17 protein-coding genes are annotated in these 15,336 nt (G+C 71.8%); 9 read left to right on the plus strand and 8 right to left on the minus strand.

The annotated features are described in order from the left end of the window. Positions 1-34: 34 nt before the first annotated feature. Complete coding sequence (locus N8J89_RS35105) at positions 35-397, plus strand: TFIIB-type zinc ribbon-containing protein (RefSeq protein WP_283661243.1); 363 nt, start codon at positions 35-37, stop codon at positions 395-397. Between the two features lie 17 nt (positions 398-414). After that, positions 415-1,071: a P-loop nucleotide/nucleoside kinase family protein gene (locus N8J89_RS35110; protein WP_283661244.1), complete on the plus strand. Its 657-nt coding sequence runs from the start codon at positions 415-417 to the stop codon at positions 1,069-1,071. A gap of 16 nt (positions 1,072-1,087) precedes the next feature. Here the strand turns inward: N8J89_RS35110 and nucS are convergent, their stop codons facing one another. Beyond that, a complete protein-coding gene (gene nucS / locus N8J89_RS35115) occupies positions 1,088-1,747 on the minus strand; it encodes an endonuclease NucS (protein WP_283661245.1) in 660 nt (219 codons plus the stop codon). 124 nt (positions 1,748-1,871) lie between these two features. Between nucS and N8J89_RS35120 the strand changes: the two genes are divergently transcribed. Genes N8J89_RS35120 through N8J89_RS35130 form a run of 3 tightly spaced genes read left to right on the plus strand, consistent with a single transcriptional unit; the run spans position 1,872 to position 4,352 of the window. Next, positions 1,872-2,369, plus strand: coding sequence for a hypothetical protein (locus N8J89_RS35120; protein WP_283661246.1), 498 nt, complete (start codon positions 1,872-1,874; stop codon positions 2,367-2,369). A 35-nt stretch (positions 2,370-2,404) separates the two neighbouring features. After that, positions 2,405-3,808, plus strand: a complete 1,404-nt coding sequence (locus tag N8J89_RS35125) for an amino acid permease (protein WP_283661247.1) — start codon at positions 2,405-2,407, stop codon at positions 3,806-3,808. Positions 3,809-3,818: 10 nt separating this feature from the next. Continuing rightward, positions 3,819-4,352, plus strand: a complete 534-nt coding sequence (locus N8J89_RS35130) for an NUDIX domain-containing protein (protein WP_502868368.1) — start codon at positions 3,819-3,821, stop codon at positions 4,350-4,352. 93 nt (positions 4,353-4,445) lie between these two features. On the opposite strand, the gene N8J89_RS35135 is transcribed toward N8J89_RS35130, so the two are convergent. Next, positions 4,446-5,219 (minus strand): enoyl-CoA hydratase-related protein, encoded by a 774-nt coding sequence (locus N8J89_RS35135; protein WP_252484066.1) that lies wholly within the window; start codon positions 5,217-5,219, stop codon positions 4,446-4,448. A gap of 17 nt (positions 5,220-5,236) precedes the next feature. After that, complete coding sequence (locus N8J89_RS35140) at positions 5,237-6,745, minus strand: FAD-dependent monooxygenase (protein ID WP_283661249.1); 1,509 nt, start codon at positions 6,743-6,745, stop codon at positions 5,237-5,239. 60 nt (positions 6,746-6,805) lie between these two features. Here N8J89_RS35140 and N8J89_RS35145 point away from each other — a divergent pair, with 60 nt between their 5' ends. Further along, entirely contained in the window at positions 6,806-7,417 is a 612-nt protein-coding gene (locus N8J89_RS35145) for a TetR/AcrR family transcriptional regulator (protein ID WP_283661250.1), read from the plus strand. Here N8J89_RS35145 and N8J89_RS35150 read toward each other — a convergent pair. Further along, entirely contained in the window at positions 7,405-8,355 is a 951-nt protein-coding gene (locus N8J89_RS35150; protein ID WP_283661251.1) for a GlxA family transcriptional regulator, read from the minus strand. The two genes, N8J89_RS35145 and N8J89_RS35150, sit on opposite strands and share 13 nt — an antisense overlap. 71 nt (positions 8,356-8,426) lie before the next feature. Between N8J89_RS35150 and N8J89_RS35155 the strand changes: the two genes are divergently transcribed. Then, positions 8,427-9,008 (plus strand): cysteine hydrolase family protein, encoded by a 582-nt coding sequence (locus tag N8J89_RS35155; protein ID WP_283661252.1) that lies wholly within the window; start codon positions 8,427-8,429, stop codon positions 9,006-9,008. Here N8J89_RS35155 and N8J89_RS35160 read toward each other — a convergent pair. Continuing rightward, on the minus strand, positions 8,968-10,992 hold the full coding sequence (locus N8J89_RS35160) for an ethylmalonyl-CoA mutase (RefSeq protein WP_283661253.1): 2,025 nt from the start codon (positions 10,990-10,992) through the stop codon (positions 8,968-8,970). The genes N8J89_RS35155 and N8J89_RS35160 overlap by 41 nt on opposite strands. Positions 10,993-11,173: 181 nt before the next feature. Continuing rightward, positions 11,174-12,442 carry a UDP-N-acetylglucosamine 1-carboxyvinyltransferase gene (murA, locus tag N8J89_RS35165; RefSeq protein ID WP_252484072.1) on the minus strand — a complete coding sequence of 423 codons (1,269 nt, stop codon included), beginning with the start codon at positions 12,440-12,442 and terminating at the stop codon, positions 11,174-11,176. A 56-nt stretch (positions 12,443-12,498) separates the two neighbouring features. Between murA and N8J89_RS35170 the strand changes: the two genes are divergently transcribed. Further along, positions 12,499-13,071, plus strand: coding sequence for a cob(I)yrinic acid a,c-diamide adenosyltransferase (locus tag N8J89_RS35170; protein ID WP_283661254.1), 573 nt, complete (start codon positions 12,499-12,501; stop codon positions 13,069-13,071). Positions 13,072-13,121: 50 nt separating this feature from the next. Here the strand turns inward: N8J89_RS35170 and N8J89_RS35175 are convergent, their stop codons facing one another. Both N8J89_RS35175 and N8J89_RS35180 read right to left on the minus strand, forming a co-directional pair. After that, a complete protein-coding gene (locus tag N8J89_RS35175; protein WP_252484074.1) occupies positions 13,122-13,553 on the minus strand; it encodes a DUF2550 domain-containing protein in 432 nt (143 codons plus the stop codon). A gap of 24 nt (positions 13,554-13,577) precedes the next feature. Then, a complete protein-coding gene (locus tag N8J89_RS35180) occupies positions 13,578-13,943 on the minus strand; it encodes a F0F1 ATP synthase subunit epsilon (RefSeq protein ID WP_283661255.1) in 366 nt (121 codons plus the stop codon). Positions 13,944-14,058: 115 nt separating this feature from the next. Here N8J89_RS35180 and N8J89_RS35185 point away from each other — a divergent pair, with 115 nt between their 5' ends. Continuing rightward, on the plus strand, positions 14,059-15,300 hold the full coding sequence (locus N8J89_RS35185) for a SigE family RNA polymerase sigma factor (RefSeq protein ID WP_283661256.1): 1,242 nt from the start codon (positions 14,059-14,061) through the stop codon (positions 15,298-15,300). Positions 15,301-15,336 lie beyond the last annotated feature (36 nt).

The following is a 15,336-nucleotide window of genomic DNA, read 5'->3' on the forward strand; positions in this document are numbered from 1 at the left end:
CACCTCGGGGGCAAAGCTGCGTACTCTCGCATATGTGATTTGTCCGAAGTGCCAGAACGTGATGCAGACCGTGGACCGCGGCGGGGTGCACATCGAGCAGTGCCAGGGCTGTCGGGGGATCTTCCTCGACCGCGGCGAGCTCGAGCAGGTGGCCGGCGCCGAACGCAACTACTACGCGGCCGCGCCGCCGCCCCCGCCGCCGATGGCGCCGGGGTACCGGCACGACTCGCCGCCCCCCTACGGTGGCCACCGCAGCCACGGTGGCCACGGCCACCGGGACTCCCCGCCGCCCTATGGCGGGCACCGGCCGGGCCACCGCGACTCGCCGCCCCCCTACGGCGGCCACGGCTACGGCCACAAGCGGAAGAAGAGCTTCCTGGAAGGGCTGTTCGACTGATTCCCGGCCCGAACCCCGTGGACCTCAAGATCTGCGTCAACTGCGGCGACAAGGCCGAGGTCCCGGTGGTCCTGCCGGGCGATCCGGTCCTGCTCTGCGTGCGTTGCGGACATCGGCAGCCGTTCCTGCGGCTGCCGATGTTCGCGCTCACCGGGCCCAGCGGCACCGGGAAGTCCACCGTGGGCAAGATGCTGACCGCCGAACTGGGCGACGCGGTCGTGGTCATGGAGCAGGACGTGCTGTGGTCGGCCGGGTTGCAGGACCCGGCCGACGACTACCGCGTCTTCCGCGCCACCTGGCTGCGGATGGTCGCGATGGTCAACCAGAGCGGCCGTCCGGTGGTGCTGTGCGGCACCGTGGTGCCGATCCAGTTCGAGCGGCTGCCCGAACGCGCCTTCCTCGGCGACATCCACTACCTGGCGCTGACCTGCGCGCCGGACCTGCTGGCCACCCGGCTGCGCGCGCGGCCGGCCTGGCGGGAGTGGGACGACGAGGACCGGATCACCGAGATGCTGGAGTTCAACGAGTGGGTCCGGGCCAACGCGGCCACCATGGACCCGCCGATGGAGCTGCTGGACACCACCGGCATCAGCCTGGCCGAGTCGGTGCGGGTGGTGACCGACTGGGTGCGCAGGGGGCTGGCTCAGGAGGAGGGCAGCCGGTCCACCGGGTAGCCGCCCCCCGAGCGAATCAGAACAGGCGGAACTCGTCCGACTCGATGCCGCGCAGCGCGTCGTAGTCCAGGGTGACGCAGCGGATGCCGCGGTCCTCGGCCAGGGTGCGGGCCTGCGGCTTGATGATCTGCGCCGCGAACACGCCCTTGACCGGGGAGAGCAGCGGGTCCCGGTTGAGCAGCTCCAGGTACCTGGTCAGCTGTTCCACGCCGTCGATCTCGCCGCGGCGCTTGATCTCCACGGCCACCGCGGCGCCCGCGCCGTCCCTGGCCATGATGTCCACCGGGCCGATCGCGGTGGGGTACTCGCGGCGGACCAGCGTGTAGCCCTCGCCGAGGGTGACGATGTGCTCGGCGAGCAGTTCCTGGAGGTGGGCTTCGACGCCGTCCTTGACCAGGCCGGGCTCGGGGCCCAGCTCGTGCGCGGAGTCGTGCATGACCTCCTCGAGGGTGATCACCAGCTTCTCCCCCGCCTTGTTCTGCACGGTCCAGACCCCTGGGTCCTGGATCAGCCAGCAGGGCGGGCTCATCCAGTTCAGCGGCTTGTAGGCACGGTCGTCGGAGTGGATCGACACCGAGCCGTCGGCCTTGATCAGCAGCAGCCGATTGGCCATGGGCAGGTGGGCGGTCAAACGTCCGACGTAGTTGACCTGGCAGCGGGCGATGACGAGGCGCACCGCGACAGGTTAGTGACTGCCTGGCACAGCCGTTTCACCGGCGCTCCGGTGAGGCGGCCCCCACCGCGCGAGCGCTGGTCTGCCGCATGGTTCACCGGCCCCCTCGTGACCAGGCTGAGCTGCCATGAAGCAACGCAAGAGCAGACGGGCCAAGCGGTGGTGGGACATCGTGCACCTGGGCAGCGGGGTGGGCTGGTTCGGCGTGGCGCTGTGCCAGCTGGTGCTCAACGTGATCAGCCGGGTGACCGCGGACGCCGGGCTGCGGCAGGCCGCGCACAAGATCGGGCACACCCTGGACATCTGGCTGCTGATCCCGCTGGTGCTGCTCGCCCTGGTCTCCGGGGTGGTGCTGGCCTGGCGGTCCAACTGGGGTGTGTTCCGGCACTGGTGGATCGTGGTGAAGCTGGTGGCCACCCTCGCGTTGATGACCTTCAGCGCGATCTGGCTCGGCGGCTGGATCGGCACGGCTGTCGAGCTGGCGCTGACCACGCCGCCGGACTACTTCGAGGTGCGCAACAAGCTGCTCGCCGGGTCGATCTTCAACAACGTGTCCATCCTGCTCATGGTGGTGATCTCGGTGTTCAAGCCGTGGGGTCGTATTCGACAAGTCACACCGGGCTAGAGGCCGGACTGGAGTGGCCGGTAGGTTCGCGCCTCGTGCCGCCGAACAGCCAGCGCAGCCTGCTGCGCACCAAGCCAGTGGAACAGCTCACCAGCGAGGGCGAGCACAGTGGCCTGCGCCGGAGCATGGGCCTGATCTCCCTGGTCTCGCTCTCCGTCGGCGCGACCCTGGGCACCGGGATCTTCGTGGTGCTCGGCGAGGCCGCGCCCAAGGCCGGGCCCGCGGTGGTGGTCTCCTTCGCGCTGGCGGCGCTGGCGGCGCTGTTCTCCGCGCTGTCCTACGCCGAGCTGGCCGGCGCGGTGCCGGTGTCCGGCTCGGCCTACTCCTACACCTACGCGACGCTGGGCGAGCTGGTCGCCTGGGTCTGCGGCTGGTGCCTGCTGCTGGAGTACGGCGTGTCGGTGGCCGCGGTCGCGGTCGGCTGGGGCGGCTACCTCAACGTGTTCCTGGAAGCCACCATCGGGGTGCGCATCCCGGAGGAGCTGGCCGCGCCGCCGGGCGCCGGTGGCGTGGTGAACATCCCGGCCGCGGTGGTGGTGCTGCTGGCCACCGCGGTGCTGCTGGCCGGGGTCAGGGAGAGCGCGCGGGCCACCACGGTGACCACGATGATCAAGGTCGGCGTGCTGGTGTTCTTCGTCGCGGTGGCGGCCACCGCGTTCAACACCGGCAACATGACCCCGTTCGCGCCGGAAGGCCTGGTCGGCATCGCCGGTGGCGCCTCCGCGGTGTTCTTCTCCTTCATCGGCTTCGACGCCGCCTCCACCGCCGGTGAGGAGGCGCGCAACCCGCAGCGCGACCTGCCGAGGGCGATCATGATCTCGCTCGGCATCGTGACCTTCGTCTACGTGGCGGTCGCGCTGACCGCGATCGGCGCGATCGGGGTGGACAAGCTGAGTGCGAAGGGCGCCTCGCTGTCCACGGTGATGGCCGAGGTGACCGGCTCCGGCTGGGCCTCCACCGTGCTCGCGGTGGGCGCGGTGATCGCGATCGCCTCGGTGGTGCTGACCGTGCTCTACGGCCAGACCCGGGTGCTGGTCTCGATGTCGCGGGACGGCCTGATGCCGCCGGTGTTCGCCAAGGTCGGCTCCCGCGCGGTGCCCACCACGAACATCCTGGTGGTCGGCGTGCTGGTGGCGATCCTGGCCGCGCTGGTGCCGCTGGGCGAGCTGACCAACGCCACCAGCATCGGCACCCTGGTGGCCTTCGGACTGGTCAACGTGGGTGTGCTGGTGCTGCGCCGGACCAAGCCGGACCTGCCGCGCTCCTTCCGCACCCCGCTGATGCCGCTGGTGCCGCTGCTGGGCCTGGTGCTGTGCGTGATCCTCATCGTCGGCCTCGGCGCCACCACCTGGATCGCGTTCCTGATCTGGACCGCGGTCGGCCTGGTGCTCTACTTCGCCTACGGCAGGCGGCGCTCGCGGCTCAACAACGACGCCTAGGGTGGAAGGCGTGGACAAGGTCGACACCCGTGAGGTCTACGCGAACGCCTGGATGACGGTGCGCGAGGACGGCATCCGCCGCGCCGACGGCTCCCTTGGCATCTACGGCGTGGTGGACAAGCCCGACTACGCCCTGGTCATCCCGCTGGACGGGGAACGGCTGCACCTGGTCGAGCAGTACCGCTACCCGATCGGCCTGCGCCGCTGGGAGTTCCCGCAGGGCACCGCGCCGAACCGGGCCGAGCTGGACACCGCCGAGCTGGCCGCCCGCGAGCTCCGCGAGGAGACCGGCCTGCGCGCGGGGAAGATGACCGACCTCGGCCTGCTCGACGTGGCCCCCGGCATGTCCAGCCAGCGCGGCCGGGTGTTCCTGGCCACCGAGCTGACCACCGGCCAGCCGGAGCGCGAGCACGAGGAGCAGGACATGCGCACGGCCTGGTTCGCCAGGGCGCGGTTCGAGGAGATGATCGCCTCGGGTGAGGTGACGGACGCGCAGTCGATCGCGGCGTACACGTTGTTGCTGCTGCACGAGCACCGCAGCTAGTCCCTCGTTGCGCACCGAGCTGACCCGCGCCGAGCGCAGGCTGGCTGCTCACCCCGCCGTGGTGGCCGGGCTGACCAACGCGCTCGAGCGGGACTAGTCCGGCCAGACCGGCTTGCGCTTCTCCAGGAACGCGGTCATGCCCTCCTTCGCGCCGCCGGTCTGCGAGGCCGCGGCCATCACCTCCAGCGCGATCGCATAGGCGTCCGCCTCCGGCCGGTCCAGCTGGGCGTACAGGGTCTGCTTGCCGAGGGCCTTGCTGGCGCGGCTGCCCCTGGTGGCGCGGGCGAGCAGGTCCGCGACCGCTTGGTCCAGCTCGGCGTCGGGGACCACCCGGTTCACCAGGCCCCAGGACTCGGCGGTGCGGGCGTCGATGACGTCGCCGGTGAGGGCCAGTTCCATCAGGCGTTTGCGGCCGACGGCGCGGGCCACCGGGACCGCGGGGGTGTGGCAGAACCAGCCGCCCTTGCCGCCGGGCAGGGCGAAACCGGCCGACTCGGCGGCGATCGCCAGGTCGCAGCCGGCCACCAGCTGGCAGCCTGCCGCGGTGGCCAGGCCGTGCACCCTGGCGATCACCACCTGCGGGATGGACTGCATGGTGTGCATGAGCTTGGTGCACAGCTTCAGCAGTTCCCGCACGCCGAGCAGCTCGCGGTCGACCAGGTCGGCGAAGTCGTGGCCCGCGGAGAACACCGGGCCGTTGCCCGCCAGCACGATGCCGGTGGCCGCGGTGTCGGCGACCGTGACGAACGCGTGCTGGAGCTCGGCCAGGTGCTCGCCGGAGAGCGCGTTGCGCCGGTCCGGCCGGTTCATGGTGATCCGCGCGATGTCGCCGTCCACGGAGACGATCACGTTGCGATAGGCGGCCATGAGGCGACCGTAGCGCCTCAGCGGGCCGGGGTCAGCGTGGCGCCGAGCCAGGTTTCCAGCGCGGTCCGCAGGCCGGCCCGGTCCGGGTTGTCCCGGTCGGCGGCCCAGGCCACGTAGCCGTCCGGGCGGATCAGCGCCGCGGCCAGCTCGGGGCGGGACGGGTCCTCGGCCGGGAACACGCGCACGTGGTCGCCTGCCAGCTCGGCCAGCTCCGGGTCGCCGGTGAGGTCGGCCAGGACCCAGCCAGGGTAGACGGGCAGGTTGAGCGGCGGGGCGAACCGGCCGGTCAGCTGGTGGCCGCCGCCCAGGTCGTAGCGGGTGTGCTGGCCCGCGATGAACTTGACCAGGTACTGGTTGGTGTCCCCGGTCCCGATCAGCTCGGTGAGCAGCTCGCGCAGCGCGGCCGCCTGCGGGGTGGGCTGCATGACCGCGATCTGGGCCCGGTTCATCCGCAGCACGAACTCCGCGGCCGGCCGACGTTCCGCGGTGTAGGTCTCCAGCAGCGACTCCCCGGCCCGGCCCGCGACCACCGCGGCCAGCTTCCAGCCCAGGTTGGCCGCGTCCTGCAGGCCCAGGTTGAGGCCCTGGCCGCCGAAGGGCGGGTGCACGTGCGCGGCGTCGCCCGCCAGCAGGATCCGGCCCCTGCGGTACTCCGGGACCAGGCGGGCGTTGTCGGTGAACCGGGTGGCCACCTCCACCTTGGTCACGGTGACCTCGATGCCGCTCACCCGGCGCAGCGCCCTGGTCAGCTCCTCGGCCGTGATCGGCGCGTCCCGGTCGGCGGGCGGGCCGTCCAGCTCCACGGTGAGGATCCGGCCTGGCGTCGGGCCGTAGACCAGCACGCCGCCGGGAAGGTGTTGCCAGCCAAGGGAAAGCGCCAGCGGGTCGTCCAGCTCCACGATGGCCTGGTAGCCGGTGGTGGTGGCCGGGGTGCCGGGGAAGGGGAAGCCGCCCTGCTTGCGCACCAGGCTGCGGCCGCCGTCGCAGCCGACCAGGTAGGAGCCGCGCACGGTCTCGCCGGAGGCCAGCGTGACGGTCACGCCCTCGGCGTCCTCGGCGAACCCGGTCAGCTCCACGCCGCGGCGCACCGGCACGCCGAGCCGGGCCGCCCAGCCGCCCAGGATCGCCTCGACCTCCTGCTGGGTCAACGGGTACACGCCCTCGGCCGCGCGCGGGCTGAGGTCGGGGTCGGTGAGGTCCAGCCGGGACAGGTCGAGGCCGGTCAGCCCGGCGAAGTGGCCGCCGAACTTGGCCGGGCGGTAGTCCTCGGGCAGGTCGGGATTCTGCCGGCGCATCATCTCGACGAACCTGTGCAGGTTGTCGCCGATCGCCCGGTGCACCTCGGCCAGCAGGCCGTGCCTGGCCAGGGTGTCCGCGGTGCGGGTGTTGATGGCGCCTGCCTTGACCACCTGGCTGGGCTCGGCGAGTCGTTCCAGGACGAGCACGTCCGCGCCATGGGTGCGCAGCTCGCAGGCCAGCATCAGTCCGGTGGGGCCTGCGCCTGCCACGATCACGGGTTTGGTCATGTCCCCAGAGTCCAACCAAACTTTTACCGAGTCAAATTATATGTTTGGTACATTTCCGACATGGACATGGACATGGGGCTCCGGGAGCGGAAGAAGCGCGAGACGCGGCAGCGGATCTCCAACGTGGCCACCACGTTGTTCCTGGCCAGGGGCTTCGACGAGGTGACCGTGGCCGAGGTCGCCGAGGCGGCCCAGGTGTCCAAGATGACCGTGTTCAACTACTTCCCGCGCAAGGAGGACCTCTACCTCGACCGGCACGAGGAGATCATCGAGGTGCTGACCTCGGCGATCACCGGCCGCGGCGAGCTGTCGGTCACCGCGGCGGTGCGCCGGTTGTGCCACGAGCTGACCGCGGCCGGCCACCCGCTCTCCGGCGCGGACGACGGCGTCCCCCGGTTCTGGAGTGTGATCAAGGCCAGCCCCGCGCTCCAGCTGCGCGTGCTGGAACATCTCCGCGACACCGAGGAGGCGCTGGTGGAACTCCTTGGCGGGCAACGGGATCCGCGAGCCTGGCAGGTCGCGGGCATGCTGCTGGCCACGGTCCGCTCGGTGTTCTTCGCCAACGCCAGGGCCGTCCTGGACGGCACCCCGGCCAAGACGGTGGCCCGGCGGCGCGCGCACATCGACCGGGCCTTCGACCTGCTGGAGTCCGGGCTGGGTCAGCTGGCCTGATGGGTCCGGCGGTAGGCCGCCGGGCCGACGCCGAGCTCGGCGTGCAGGCGGCGGCGCAGGTTCGCCGCGGTGCCCAGCCCGGCCCGCTGCGCCACCCTGGCCACCGGCAGCGCCGTGGTCTCCAGCAACTGCCGGGCGAAGCGCAGCCGCTCGGCCTGCAACCAGCGGCCCGGCGTGGTGCCGGTGGCGGCGGTGAACGCGCGGTGGAAGGTGCGCTCGCTCATGCCCGACCGCTCGGCGAGCTCCGGCACGCCAAGGGGTTCGGCCAGCCGTTGCCGCGCCCAGTCCACAGTGGACCCGATGTCCGGGCCGTCCGGAAGGCCGGGCAGCGGGGTGTCCACGAACTGCCGCTGGCCGCCGGAGCGGGCCGCCGGCATCACCATCCGCTTGGCCAGCCGGGCGGCCAGGTCCGCGCCGAAGTCCCGGCGCACCAGGTGCAGGCACAGGTCCACGCCGCCGACCACGCCCGCCGAGGTGAGCACGTCGCCGTCGTCGGTGAACAGCACCTCAGGGCTCAGCCTGGCCAGCGGCGCGCGCTCGGCCAGCGCGGCCAGCAGCCGCCAGTGCGTGGTGGCCGGGCGGCCGTCCAGCAGGCCGGCGGCGGCCAGGGTGAACGCGCCGGAGCACAGCGAGGCCAGGGTGGTCCCGGCGGCGTGCGCCTGCCGCAGCACGCGGAGCGCGGCCGCCGGGACCTGCGCGTGCGGGTCGGCCCGGCCCGGCGCGATCACCAGGTCGCAGTCCAGCAGGCCGGAAAACCCATGTGTGGCACGAAGATCGCCGACCGGGTGCAGTGCCAGCGGCTTGCGGCCCTGGGTGCAGATCCGCAGCGCGAACGGGCCGATGGCGGAGTCGGTCCGGTCCACGCCCCACACCTCGGCAGGCACCGCGATGTCGAAGGTCCGGGTGCCGGGCAGCACGAGCAGGCCCACGGTGTACATGGCAGAAAAGTAGCGCAACGTGCCAGTTCTGCCACTCCCCCGCGGGCCGCGGCACGGCGCAGACTTCCGGCATGACCACCGCATTGATCCTGATCGACGTGCAACGCGGCTTCGACGACAGCGCCTTCTGGGGCCGCCGGAACAACCCGGAAGCCGAGGCCAACATCCGCGCGCTGGCCACCACCTGGCAGCAGGCTGGACTGCCGATCGTGGTGGTGCGCCACGACTCCGCGCAGCCCGGCTCGCCGCTGGCCCCCGGCACGCCCGGCAACGAGCTCAAGCCCGAACTGGACGGCGTCACCCCCGCGCTGCTGGTGCGCAAGAGCGTGCACTCGGCTTTCCACGGCGACGTGGACCTGCACAAGTGGTTGCACGACAACGGGATCCAGGACGTGGTGACCACGGGTATCCAGACCAATCGGTGCGTGGAGACCACCAGCCGGGTGGCCGGCGACCTGGGCTACCGGCTCCGGCTGGCGCTGGATGCCACCTTCACCTTCGACGAGACCGCGCCGGACGGCTCGGTGATCACCGCGGCGGAGTTCACCAGGGCCACCGCGGCCAACCTGCACGGCAACTTCGGCGAGGTGACCACGACCGCCGCGGTGCTCGCTACCGTCCCGGCAGCCCGTGCGCTTCCCGGACCACGGTGACGATCTCGTCCATGATCTCGGTCAGCTCGTAGTCCTTGGGCGTGAACACCCTGGCCACGCCTCGGCTCAGCAGCACTTCGCCGTCCTCCGGCGGGATGATGCCGCCCAGGATCACCGGCACGTCCTCCGCCCCGGCCGCGCGCAGGCCCTCGACCACCGCGGGCACCACCTCCAGGTGCGAGCCGGAGAGCACGGACAGGCCGACCACGTGCACGCCCTCCTGCACCGCGGCGGCCACGATCTGCGCCGGGGTGAGCCGGATGCCTTGGTACACAACCTCGAACCCGACGTCCCGGGCGCGAACCGCGACCTGCTCGGCGCCGTTGGAGTGCCCGTCCAGGCCGGGCTTGCCGACCAGGATGCGCAGCCGGGAGCCGATCTCCTCACCCGCGGCCCGCACCCGCTCGCGCACCACGGCCAGCGCCTCACCGGCCGGCCCGGCGGCCGAGGCCGCGGCCACCCCGGTGGGCGCGCGGTACTCGCCGAAGACCTCGCGCAGCGCGCCCGCCCACTCGCCGGTGGTCACCCCGGCCTTGACGCAGGCCAGGGTGGCCTCCACCAGGTTGGCCTCGGTCTTGGCCGCGTCCCGCAGCTCGTCCAGCACTCTGTCCACAGTGGACTGATCGCGGTCCGCCCGCCAGGCGGCCACCGCCTCGGCCGCGTGCCGCTCGACCGCGGGGTCGATGGACTCGATCGCCTTGGCGCCCTCGGCCTGCAACGGACTCGGCTCGGTGGTGGTGAACTTGTTCACCCCGACCACCACGTCCTCGCCGGACTCCACCCGGCGGCGGCGCTCCACCAGCGAGGAGACCAGCGCGGACTTCATGTAGCCGCTCTCCACCGCGGTCACCGCACCGCCCATGGCCTGCACCCGGTCGATCTCCGCGCGCGCCCCGCTGACGATCTCCTCGACCTTGGCCGCCACCACCGGCGAGCCGTCGAAGAGGTCCTCGTACTCCAGCAGGTCGGTCTCGTACGCCAGCACCTGCTGCATGCGCAGCGCCCACTGCTGGTCCCAGGGCCGCGGCAGGCCGAGCGCCTCGTTCCAGGCGGGCAGCTGGATCGCGCGGGCGCGGGCGTTGCGGGACAGGCTCACCGCGAGCATCTCCAGCACGATCCGCTGCACGTTGTTCTCCGGCTGCGCCTCGGTCAGCCCGAGCGAGTTGACCTGCACGCCGTAGCGGAACCGGCGCTGCTTCGGGTCGGTGATGCCGTAGCGCTGCTCGGTGATCTCGTCCCACAGCTGGGCGAAGGCCCGCAGCTTGCACATCTCCTCGACGAAGCGCACCCCGGCGTTGACGAAGAAGGAGATCCGCGCGACCACCGCGCCGAAGCGCTCCGGCGGCACCTGCCCGGAGTCGCGCACCGCGTCCAGCACCGAGATCGCCGTGCACATCGAGTAGGCGAGCTCCTGCACCGGCGTCGCGCCGACCTCCTGCAGGTGGTACGAGCAGATGTTGATCGGGTTCCACTTCGGCACGTGCTGCACCGTCCAGGCCACCATGTCGGTGATCAGGCGCAGGCTCGGCCCCGGCGGGAAGACGTAGGTGCCGCGGGAGAGATATTCCTTGATGATGTCGTTCTGGGTGGTGCCGGACAGCTTGCCCAGCACCTCCTCCGGGTCCTGACCCGCCTCGACGGCCTGCTCCTGCGCGACGGTGACGTACATGGCCAGCAGCCACATCGCGGTCGCGTTGATGGTCATCGAGGTGTTCGCGGTGTCCAGCGGGATCCCGTCGAAGAGCTGCCGCATGTCCCCGAGATGACTGACCGGCACCCCGACCTTGCCGACCTCACCCTTGGTCAGCTCGTGGTCGGGGTCGTAGCCGGTCTGGGTCGGCAGGTCGAAGGCGACCGAGAGCCCGGTCTGCCCCTTCTCCAGGTTCCGCCGGTAGAGCGCGTTGGAGGCCGCCGCCGAGGAATGGCCCGCGTACGTGCGCATCACCCACGGACGGTCGCGCTCGTGGTCGGTCGGGTACGGCATTCGCCACCTCGCTCACGACTGTGTGTGCGAGTCAGCGTACTGGCCAGTAACCAGCCTGCGAGGTGCAATTCCTCACACGCGTGTTGGCCGTTGTCGTACCCGGTGTTGGCCGAAATGGTCGGGTGGCCGCATGAGAACGGCCAATACTCCGTACGACAACGGCCAACACTCGTGTCCGGGCTCAGCGCTCCGGGTCGGCGGTGACGCGCTGCACGTCGGCGCCCAGGCGCTGCAGGTTCTCCACGAAGCGCGGGTAGCCGCGGTCGATGTGGAAGACGTCCCAGACCTCGGTGACGCCCTCCGCGCACAGGCCCGCGATGACCAGGCCGGCGCCCGCGCGGATGTCGGAGGCCCAGACCGGGGCGCTGGAGAGCTTCTCCACGCCGCGGACCACCGCGTGGTGGCCGTCGGTGCGGGCGTCGGCGCCCAGCCGCATCATCTCCTCGATGAAGCGGAAGCGGGCCTCGAAGACGTTCTCGGTGATCATCGAGGTGCCCTCGGAGACCGCGGCCAGCACCACCGCAAAGGGCTGGTTGTCGGTGGCGAAGCCCGGGTAGGGCAGCGTGACGAAGTCCACCGCCTGCGGGCGGCCCTCCTGCACGACCCGGAAGCCCTCCTCGGTCAGCGTGACCTCGGCGCCCGCGGCGCGCAGCTTCTCCAGCACCAGGTCCAGGTGGTGCGGGTCCACGCCCTTGATGTGCAGGTCGCCCCGGGTGGCCACGGCGGCCAGCGCCCAGGTGGCGCCCACGATCCGGTCGCCGATGACCCGGTGCTCGGTCGGCTCCAGCTTGGTCACCCCGTGCACGGTCAGCGTGGAGGTGCCCGCACCCTCGATCTTGGCGCCCATCTGCTGCAGCATCACGCACAGGTCGACGATCTCCGGCTCGCGCGCGGCGTTGTCGATCAGCGTGGTGCCCTCGGCCAGCACCGCGGCCATCAGGATGTTCTCGGTGGCCCCGACGCTCGGGAAGTCCAGCCAGATCTGCGCGCCGTGCAGGTTCTCCGCCTCGGCGACCACGCAGCCGTGCTCGATGCCGCTGGTGGCGCCCAGCTTGCGCAGGCCGTTCTGGTGCATGTCCAGCGGCCGGGAGCCGATCGCGTCCCCGCCGGGCAGCGCGACCACGGCCTTGCGGCAGCGAGCCACCAGCGGGCCCAGCACGCACACCGAGGCGCGCAGCTTGCTCATCGAGGCGAAGTCGGCCCGGTGGTTCAGCTCGGCGGGCGTGGTGATCCGCGCGACGTCGCCGTCGATGTCCACCTCGCAGCCAAGACCCCGCAGCACGTCACCCATCAACGGGACGTCCAGGATCTCCGGGCAGTTCGTGATCGTGGTGGTGCCCTCGGCCAGCAAGGCTGCCGCCATGAGCTTCAACACGCTGTTCTTCGCGCCTACGACGTCGACCTCGCCGACCAGTCGTGCGCCACCCTTGACCCGGAAATGCTCACCCACGATGACCCATCGTATGGGGACGCCGGAGCGTGACCGAAACCCGTACTGTGCAGGGCATGTCGGTGCACCTCACGCGTATCTACACCCGTGTCGGCGATGACGGCACCACCGCGCTCGGCGACGGCGCCAGGGTTGCCAAGACGGACCCCAGGCTGGCCGCCTACGCCGACGTCGACGAGACCAACGCCTCGCTCGGCGTCGCGCTGGCCCTCGGCGACCTGGCCGAGGCCGTGCGGCCGGTGGTCCAGGCCATCCAGAACGACCTCTTCGACGTCGGAGCGGACCTGTGCGCCCCGATCGTGCCCGACCCGCCCTATCCCGCGCTGCGCATCACCCAGGCCTACGTGGACCGCCTGGAGGGCTGGTGCGACGAGTTCAACGCCGACCTGCCCAAGCTGAATTCGTTCATCCTCAACGGCGGCACCCCCGGCGCGGCCCTGCTGCACCAGGCCCGCACCATCGCCCGCCGGGCCGAGCGCAGCACCTGGGCGCTGCTGGCGGCCGACCCCGAGCGCACCAACAAGCTGGCCGCGAAGTACCTGAACCGGCTCTCCGACCTGCTGTTCATCCTGGCCAGGGCGGCCAACCCGGACGGCGACGTGCTCTGGGTGCCCGGCAAGAACGGCTGACACGACTGTGGCCCGCCAGCGAGGAGCTGGCGGGCCACAGGTCGAATGCTTCAGGACGCCCAGGGAATGGAGCGGCCGGGCGGCGCGGACTCCAGCCAGGACAGGAAACCGGTGAGCGCGTCGGTCGGCATCGCCAGCTCCAGCTCCAGGTCCTCGCCCCGGCAGCGCAGCACGGTGGACCCGGCAGGCACCACGTAGGTCTCCGAACCGGTGGGCTCGCGCCGGGTGTCGATCTCCAGCCCGGCCCGGCTGATCACCTTGTCCGGGCCCGAGCGCAGGCTCAGCACGCGGTACCAGGTGAACTCGTCGCCCCGGTACCGGCCGATGCCCAGGTGCCAGCCGCGTTCCTTCTCACCGAGCTGGTCGCGCAGGGCGACGTCGATGCCGCCCTGGCGCAGCAGGCGCAGCCGGCGCCAGGCGAGCAGGGCGATGGCGACCGCCACCGCAGCCAGGACCAGTCCGATGATTTCGGCGATGTCCACGGCTGCGTCCACCCGTCCCGCGCGTCAGACCGGCTGACCGGCGGCCTTGAGGCGGGTCGCGGCCCTGGCCCTGGCCGCCTCGTCGGCGTGGCTGAGGTCCTGGCGGGCCGCCTCCACGTCGATCTCGTGGCCCAGCTCGGCGCTCTCGGCCAGCACGCTCACCGTGTCGGCGGTGACGGACAGGAAACCGCCGTGCACGGCCGCGGTGACCACCTCGCCGTCGGTGGTGGTGATCCGCACCACACCACCTTCGACCAGCTGCCCCAGCACCGGCTCGTGGTTGGGCAGGATGCCGATCTCGCCCTCGGTCGTCTGGGCGACCACCATCTTCGCGGTACCAGACCACAGGCGGCGCTCGACAGCGACCAACTGGACGGACATCTCAGCCACGGGCATCTCCTTCGCGTGCTCGTTGAAGGCCAGTTTAGTCGGTGCCCTGGCAACTTGGTGGGGCGGGCCGGTGTCAGAAGTGCTGAAGGGACGAAAGAACCGGGGAGGGGGGCTCATGGGGCGAGCCGATGAGGGCTTCGACGCGTTCGTCGAGACCCGTTCGACCGCCTTGCTGAGAACGGCGTACCTGCTGTGCGCCGGGGACCGGGACGCGGCCGAGGACCTGCTGCAGGACGTGCTGGAACGCACCTACGGCAAGTGGCGCCGGATCAACACCGCGCCGGAGGCCTACGTGCGCGCCGCACTGGCCAACGCCGCGGCCAACCGCTGGCGGCACCGCTCCCGCCGGGTCAGGGAGGCCCCGCTGGAGGACGGGGTCCCGCCCAGCCTGCCCGGCCACGAGCAGCAGGTCCCGGCGGTCGTGCTGCTGCACCGGGTCGCGGTCGACGGCGACGCCTGGCAGGGCACCATGCTGTCGCTGGTCGCCAGGGACGCGGCCAATGGTCAGGTGCGGCTGCTCGGCGTGGACCTGCCGCGTCAGCAGGGGGCCCCGGCGGGCGCGTTCCTGTTCGGCCCCGGCGACCGCACGCTGCTCGCGGTGGACCAGGGCAGGCCGGTGGAGTTCTCCCTCGGCCTGACGGTCGCCGAGGACGGCGCGGTGACCAGGGAGCGCTCGCGGCTGCTGTTCAGCGATGGCGTGGCGATCCGCACGCTGCCCGCCTGGGCCGAGCCGGTGCAGAGCGTGCTCACCCTCGACGGCGACGGGCCCCTGCTGCGACCGCAGCTCGCCGCCGAGCACGTCTGGCACCTGGACCTGCCGCCGCACGACCCGAGCCGGGAGCTGCCGATGCCCAGGCCGGCGGCAGGCGTCAACTGGCACGGGCCGCAGGGCCTGCCGTTCCGGCGCTCCACCGGCCAGCCCTTCCTGCCGCCGAACGAGCTGCGCGCGGCCGGGCAGGCGGAGCTGGCCAAGCCCCGGTACCGCGATCCACTCGGCGAGCCCCAGCCGAAGCGCTGGGAGCTGCTGGCGGGCCTGTCCGGCAACCGCTCGCTCTACGTCACCGAGATCGCCGATGGCGGGCCCACGCGGATCTACGGCGTGGTGGTGCGGCCGGACGGCTCGGTGGAGACCGTGCGCTACGGCGGGCCCGGCAGGCTCTCCGCGCTCCCGGTCCAGCTGCGTCTGCCCGGCGAGGAGGGCTGGCTGGTCGCCCAGCAGCACGCCGAGCTGCGCTGGCGCACCGGCCCGGACGTGCCGTGGCAGGCCGCGGGCCAGGAGGTCGCGGTGCTGCCGGGCAACGCGCGGGAGGTCGAGGTGACCGTGGGCGGCCGGGCCGAGCGGGTCGCGCTCGGCTAGTCCCGGCACGCGCGAAGGCCGGGCCTCCCAACGGGA

Source organism: Crossiella sp. CA-258035 (assembly GCF_030064675.1).
Lineage (GTDB): Bacteria > Actinomycetota > Actinomycetes > Mycobacteriales > Pseudonocardiaceae > Crossiella.

What these genes read in the sequence shown, in the direction of transcription:
- N8J89_RS35120 (WP_283661246.1), top strand. Translation starts at nt 1,872, where the DNA reads ATGAAGCAACGCAAGAGCAGACGGGCCAAGCGGTGGTGGGACATCGTG.
- N8J89_RS35135 (WP_252484066.1), bottom strand. Translation starts at nt 5,219, where the DNA reads ATGGCCGCCTATCGCAACGTGATCGTCTCCGTGGACGGCGACATCGCG.
- N8J89_RS35140 (WP_283661249.1), bottom strand. Translation starts at nt 6,745, where the DNA reads ATGACCAAACCCGTGATCGTGGCAGGCGCAGGCCCCACCGGACTGATG.
- N8J89_RS35145 (WP_283661250.1), top strand. Translation starts at nt 6,806, where the DNA reads ATGGACATGGACATGGGGCTCCGGGAGCGGAAGAAGCGCGAGACGCGG.
- N8J89_RS35150 (WP_283661251.1), bottom strand. Translation starts at nt 8,355, where the DNA reads ATGTACACCGTGGGCCTGCTCGTGCTGCCCGGCACCCGGACCTTCGAC.
- N8J89_RS35155 (WP_283661252.1), top strand. Translation starts at nt 8,427, where the DNA reads ATGACCACCGCATTGATCCTGATCGACGTGCAACGCGGCTTCGACGAC.
- N8J89_RS35160 (WP_283661253.1), bottom strand. Translation starts at nt 10,992, where the DNA reads ATGCCGTACCCGACCGACCACGAGCGCGACCGTCCGTGGGTGATGCGC.
- N8J89_RS35170 (WP_283661254.1), top strand. Translation starts at nt 12,499, where the DNA reads ATGTCGGTGCACCTCACGCGTATCTACACCCGTGTCGGCGATGACGGC.
- N8J89_RS35185 (WP_283661256.1), top strand. Translation starts at nt 14,059, where the DNA reads ATGGGGCGAGCCGATGAGGGCTTCGACGCGTTCGTCGAGACCCGTTCG.